5 protein-coding genes are annotated in these 3,263 nt (G+C 69.3%); 1 reads left to right on the top strand and 4 read right to left on the bottom strand.

Annotation, left to right across the window (positions count from 1 at the left end; genetic code table 11):
* Positions 1-9: 9 nt before the first annotated feature.
* The gene (locus RMO97_RS07355) at positions 10-276 is read right to left on the bottom strand and encodes a GNAT family N-acetyltransferase (RefSeq protein WP_310539978.1); all 267 of its coding nucleotides are present in this window, start codon (positions 274-276) and stop codon (positions 10-12) included.
* 61 nt (positions 277-337) lie between these two features.
* Here RMO97_RS07355 and RMO97_RS07350 point away from each other — a divergent pair, with 61 nt between their 5' ends.
* On the top strand, positions 338-892 hold the full coding sequence (locus RMO97_RS07350) for a DUF3617 family protein (protein WP_310539977.1): 555 nt from the start codon (positions 338-340) through the stop codon (positions 890-892).
* Between the two features lie 7 nt (positions 893-899).
* Here the strand turns inward: RMO97_RS07350 and RMO97_RS07345 are convergent, their stop codons facing one another.
* The 3 genes from RMO97_RS07345 to mnmA form a co-directional block, all read right to left on the bottom strand.
* Positions 900-2,090 carry an acetyl-CoA C-acyltransferase gene (locus RMO97_RS07345; RefSeq protein WP_310539975.1) on the bottom strand — a complete coding sequence of 397 codons (1,191 nt, stop codon included), beginning with the start codon at positions 2,088-2,090 and terminating at the stop codon, positions 900-902.
* A gap of 7 nt (positions 2,091-2,097) precedes the next feature.
* Entirely contained in the window at positions 2,098-2,295 is a 198-nt protein-coding gene (locus RMO97_RS07340; RefSeq protein ID WP_310539973.1) for a hypothetical protein, read from the bottom strand.
* Positions 2,296-2,305: 10 nt separating this feature from the next.
* Positions 2,306-3,263, bottom strand: a 958-nt coding sequence (mnmA, locus tag RMO97_RS07335; protein WP_310539972.1) for a tRNA 2-thiouridine(34) synthase MnmA, incomplete at its 5' end; no start/stop codon positions are given.

Here is a 3,263-nt window from a genome sequence, read left to right as displayed (position 1 = left end):
GTGAGGGGCTTACGCCACCAAATCCCCAAACTCCGCGCTACGCTTCAGCCAGGCCGCCGCATAGCCGCAGATGGGCGTGATGGTCCGGCCCTTGGTCCGGGCGTCCTGGCTGAGGGCGGTCATCAGCCGGCCTGAGGCGCCGGAGCCGCGCAGGGCCGGCGGGCTGAAGACGTAGTCGACGTAGAGGCGGTCACCCTCGAGGTGATAGTCCGCGTAGGACGTCTCGCCCTGCTCGTCGATTTCGAACCGCGCGCCGGTATCTCGCAGGTCGGCCATTTCGGAAACTCCTCGTCCGTCGTAGGTTGCCAACCTGGGGAACGCCGAAGGAGTGATCAAGATGCGTCGCGTGCTTGTGATGGGGGTCGCCCTGCTGGCCCTGGCCGCCTGTCAGAAAAAGGTGGAAGCCACCGCCGCCGTCGGCGAGGCGCCCGCCGCATCCGCCACGGTCTCGGCGGTCAGCCCGCCCAAGCGCAAACCCGGCCTCTGGGCCCAGACGATTTCCACAAACGGCATGACCCAGACCATGAAGCTGTGCCTGGACGAGGCCACGGAGGCCAAGATGACGGTCTGGGGTCAGCAGGCCGGCAAGGACATCTGCGCCAAGAACACCGTGACGCCCGCGCCCGGCGGCTGGACGTTTGTCAGCGAGTGCGACATGGGCCAGGCCGGAAAAGTCGCCACCACCGGCAAGGCCACCGGCGACTTCAATTCGAAATATGTGATCAAGGCCACCTCGGTGACCACCGGCTCTACGATGGCGCAGGCCAACGGAACCCACGAGATGGAAATGACCGGAACCTGGGAGGGCGCCTGCCCGGCCAGTATGAAGCCCGGCGACATGACCCTGCCCAACGGCATGACCATGAATATCGGCGCAATCGCAGGGAAGTAGGTCGCCCCTAGGCCAGCTCCACCGCCATGGCCGTGGCCTCGCCGCCGCCAATACAGAGGCTGGCCACGCCGCGCTTGCCGCCGCGCGCTTCCAGCGCCGACAGCAGGGTGGCCAGGATGCGCGCGCCCGACGCTCCGATGGGATGACCCAGCGCGCAGGCCCCGCCGTTGACGTTCAGCCGGTCCCGGTCGAGGCCCAGGTCGCGCTCGGCGACCATGGCCACCACGGCGAAAGCCTCGTTGACCTCGAACAGGTCGACGTCGGCGACGGTCCAGCCCGCCCGGCCCAGCACCTTGCGGATCGCAGGCACGGGGGCAGTGGCGAACTGGCCGGGCTCATGGGCGTGCCCTGCATGGCCGGCGATCCGGGCCACGATGGTCAGGCCCAGGCGTCGCGCCACGCTCTCGCGGGTTAGCACCAGGGCGGCGGCGCCATCCGAGATGGACGACGCATTGGCCGCGGTGATCGTGCCGTCCCGGGCGAAAGCCGGCCTAAGGGTCGGGATCCGGGCCGGGTCGGCTCTCAGCGGCTGCTCGTCCTGGCTGATCGTGACGGCGCCCTTGCGATCCGTGACCTCGACGGGCGTGATTTCGCGATCAAACGCGCCGCTTTCGATGGCGGCCCGCGCCCGGGTCAGCGAGCCGATGGCGTAGGCGTCCTGCGCCTCACGGGTGAGCTGGTACTGACAGGCGGTTTCCTCGGCGAACGACCCCATCAGCCGACCGGGCTCATAGGCGTCCTCCAGACCGTCCAGGTACATGTGATCGAACATCGTGTCGTGGCCGATGCGCGCGCCGCCCCGATGCTTGGTCATCAGATAGGGGGCGTTGGTCATGCTCTCCATGCCGCCCGCCACGATGATGTCGGCGGACCCGGCGGCCAGGGCGTCGTGCGCCAGGATGGCGGCCTGCATCCCGGACCCGCACATCTTGTTGACCGTGGTGGCCTCCACCGAGATAGGCAGCCCGGCCCCCAAAGCCGCCTGCCGCGCCGGCGCCTGGCCCAGCCCTGCCGGCCGCCCGCAGCCCCTGATCAACGGCTCCACGGAGGCCGGATCGACCCCCGCGCGCGCCACCGCGGCGCGGACGGCGGCCGCCCCCAGGTCGGTGGCCTTTGCGGCCGACAACGCCCCCTGGAACCCGCCCATGGGCGTGCGGGAATAGCTGGCGATGACGACGGGGTCGGAGGTCTGGGTCATGAGGTCCTCAAGGTAGCCGTGTTGTGACGTCGCAGTAGGCGCCACCGTCACGGATGGTCTTGTTGCGATAGATGACAGCGCCGATCAGGTTGGGCTGCTGGCGGATGGCGATGCAGAACTCGGGCCACAGATCGGACGGCAGCCACAGGCAGGGCGCGCGCGGGTCTTCGTCGCAGGCGATGTCCACAAGTTGCTTCGCGTCCATGGCCGCCCTGTCAGAGGTTGCCGACCGTGCCGGCGATGAAGCCGCCGCCCAGCACGCGCGAAGGCTCCTCGGGCGCATAGAGCACGCAGGCCTGACCGGGCGCCACGCCCTCCTCCGGCACGCCGAACACCACGCCAGGGCCACCGCTCACGATGGCCAACCGCCCCAGCACAGGCTCGCGGGTAGACCGCACGCGGGCCAGCACCAGTCGCGCCTCGGCGCACGCCTTCTCGATTGAGGGTCCATCGCCGATCCAGTTGGTCTCCTTCAGGCTGAGCGCTCGGGTCAGCAGCGCCTCGCGCGGCCCGACGATCACGCGGCGGCTGTCGGCATCGATCTTGACCACGAACAGTGGGTCGCCCACCGCCACATTCAGCCCCCGGCGCTGGCCGATGGTATAGCGGGTGACGCCATCGTGGCGACCCAGGACGCGGCCGTCCAGATGCACGATGTCGCCCGGCTCGGCTCCGTGCGGACGCAGGCGGTCGATGACCGTGGTGTAGCGGCCCTCGGGCACGAAACAGATGTCCTGGCTGTCCGGCTTGTCGGCCACGCGCAGCCCCATGGCCGTCGCCGCCGCCCGCACCGCCGGCTTGGGTAGCCCGCCCAGGGGAAAGCGCAGATAGGCCAGCTGCTCCGCTGTCGTGGCGAACAGGAAGTAGGATTGGTCGCGCGCCGCATCAAACGCGCGGTGCAGCTCCGGCCCCTTGAGGCCAACGTCGCGGCGCACATAGTGCCCCGTGGCCATCGCCTCGGCGCCCAGATCGCGGGCCACGTCCAGCAGGTCGCGGAACTTCACCGTTTGATTGCAGCGAATGCAAGGTATCGGCGTCTCGCCACGCAGGTAGCTGTCGGCGAAGTCCTCGATCACCTGCTGCTTGAACCGACTCTCGTAGTCGAGGACGTAGTGCGGAATGCCCAGGCCCTCGGCGGCGGTGCGCGCGTCGTGGATATCCTGGCCCGCGCAG

Origin of the sequence: Phenylobacterium sp. (genome assembly GCF_031425575.1) — a bacterium.
Taxonomy (GTDB): Bacteria; Pseudomonadota; Alphaproteobacteria; order Caulobacterales; family Caulobacteraceae; genus Phenylobacterium.
This window is presented reverse-complemented; position numbering and strand designations above follow the sequence as displayed.

Bases quoted from the DNA above. Each gene is read 5' to 3' on its own strand.
- RMO97_RS07355 (WP_310539978.1), bottom strand. From the start codon at position 276: ATGGCCGACCTGCGAGATACCGGCGCGCGGTTCGAAATCGACGAGCAG.
- RMO97_RS07340 (WP_310539973.1), bottom strand. From the start codon at position 2,295: ATGGACGCGAAGCAACTTGTGGACATCGCCTGCGACGAAGACCCGCGC.
- RMO97_RS07345 (WP_310539975.1), bottom strand. From the start codon at position 2,090: ATGACCCAGACCTCCGACCCCGTCGTCATCGCCAGCTATTCCCGCACG.
- RMO97_RS07350 (WP_310539977.1), top strand. From the start codon at position 338: ATGCGTCGCGTGCTTGTGATGGGGGTCGCCCTGCTGGCCCTGGCCGCC.